A 1,609-nucleotide genomic window follows, 5' to 3' on the forward strand; every position below is an offset into this window, starting at 1 on the left:
GGCTATGAAGGCGGTATCAGTCAGCTCAAGGCATTCCTGGCGCCATACAAGCGTCCCGAAGCCGAGCCCGTGGTGCGCTTCGAGACGGCGCCGGGCAAGCAGATGCAAGCCGACTTCACCGTTATCCGGCGAGGACGCGAGCCATTGCTCGCGCTGGTCGCGACGATGGGTTACAGCCGCGCGAGCTTCGTGCGGTTCACCGCGCGCGAGGACGCCGCGACGCTGTGCGAATGCCTGCGTGAAGCGCTCGTCTACTTCGGCGGCACGCCGGAGCATGTGCTGTTCGACAACGCGAAGTCGGTGGTCATCGAGCGCGATGCATTCGGCGAGGGCGAGCATCGCTGGAACCCGCAGTTGCTTGCGCTGGCTGAGACCTACGGCTTCACGCCGAAGGTGTGTCGTCCGTATCGCGCGAAGACCAAGGGCAAGGTCGAACGCTTCAACCGCTATCTCAAGGAGAGCTTCGTCGTGCCGCTTGCTGCAACGCTCAAGTCATCCGGATTGAAGCTGGATGTAGACGCTGCCAATGCACACATCGGCCGATGGCTGGCAGAGGTTGCCAACACGCGCCGTCACGCGACGACGGGCGAGCGGCCAGTGACGCTGCTTGCAGCCGAGCAGACGGCGCTCCTGCCGTTGCCGGCGCAGGCGCCCGCGCTCGCTGTGCCGGACAACCGCCGGGTACTGCCACGCGAGAGCCTGCAGCATCCGCTGGCGGTCTACGACGCGTTGCTGGAGGTCGCCGCATGAATCTGCAACATGAACGGATTGCCGCGCTGTGCACCCAACTCAAGTTGGACTGCATCGCCACCGACTGGGCGCCGCTCGCGCAGCACACTGCAACGACCGATTCGAGCATGGCTGACTTCCTTGAACAGCTTCTGCAAGCGGAACTCGGCGCGCGTGAGCAGCGCAAGCGTCAGGTGCTGACGAAGCTGGCGGCGTTGCCCGGCGTCAAGACGCTGGAGCAATACGACTTCGCCTTCGCCAGCGGCGCGCCGCGTGCGCAGATTCAGGAGCTGGCGAGCCTGGCGTTCATCGAGCGTGCAGAGAATGTCGTGCTGCTCGGGCCATCCGGGGTTGGCAAGACACATATTGCGACTTCGCTTGCGTATCGTGCGGCGCAGGCGGGCATCAAGACGCGGTTCATCTCGGCCGCCGACCTGATGATGCAACTTGCCGCCGCCCGGCAGCAGAACCGCTTGCGGGAGTACTTCAATCGCGCAGTCATCGGACCCCGGCTGCTGGTCATCGACGAAATCGGCTATCTGCCATTTGGGCGTGAGGAGGCGAACCTGTTCTTCAATGTCGTCGCCAAACGCTATGAGCGCGGCTCAATCGTGTTGACCAGCAACCTGCCGTTCACGCAATGGGCGACGGCATTCGCTGACGACCAGACGCTGACAGCGGCGATGCTCGACAGGCTTTTACATCACGCTCACATCGTGCAAATCAGCGGCGAGAGCTATCGACTGAAGGACAAGAGAAAGGCGGGACAAACGAGCACGCGGGCAAGCGCGAAAGCGGCCGCGTGATACAGGACCCAGGTGGGTCAGATTTACTTCGGCGAAACCACGAAATGTGGGTCAGGTTTCAGTCGGCGTTGACA

General features: G+C 63.1%; 2 protein-coding genes. Both read left to right on the forward strand.

The window, feature by feature from the left end:
* A partial coding sequence (gene istA / locus ACAX43_RS32900; RefSeq protein WP_370712480.1) for an IS21 family transposase occupies positions 1 to 750 on the forward strand: 750 nt, incomplete at its 5' end.
* Positions 747 to 1,535 (forward strand): IS21-like element helper ATPase IstB, encoded by a 789-nt coding sequence (gene istB, locus ACAX43_RS32905; RefSeq protein WP_370712481.1) that lies wholly within the window; start codon positions 747 to 749, stop codon positions 1,533 to 1,535. The genes istA and istB, both read left to right, overlap by 4 nt.
* Positions 1,536 to 1,609: the final 74 nt, after the last annotated feature.

The organism is Paraburkholderia sp. IW21 (genome assembly GCF_041321145.1).
Classification (GTDB): domain Bacteria; phylum Pseudomonadota; class Gammaproteobacteria; order Burkholderiales; family Burkholderiaceae; genus Paraburkholderia.

Bases quoted from the DNA above. Each gene is read 5' to 3' on its own strand.
- istB (WP_370712481.1), top strand. From the start codon at position 747: ATGAATCTGCAACATGAACGGATTGCCGCGCTGTGCACCCAACTCAAG.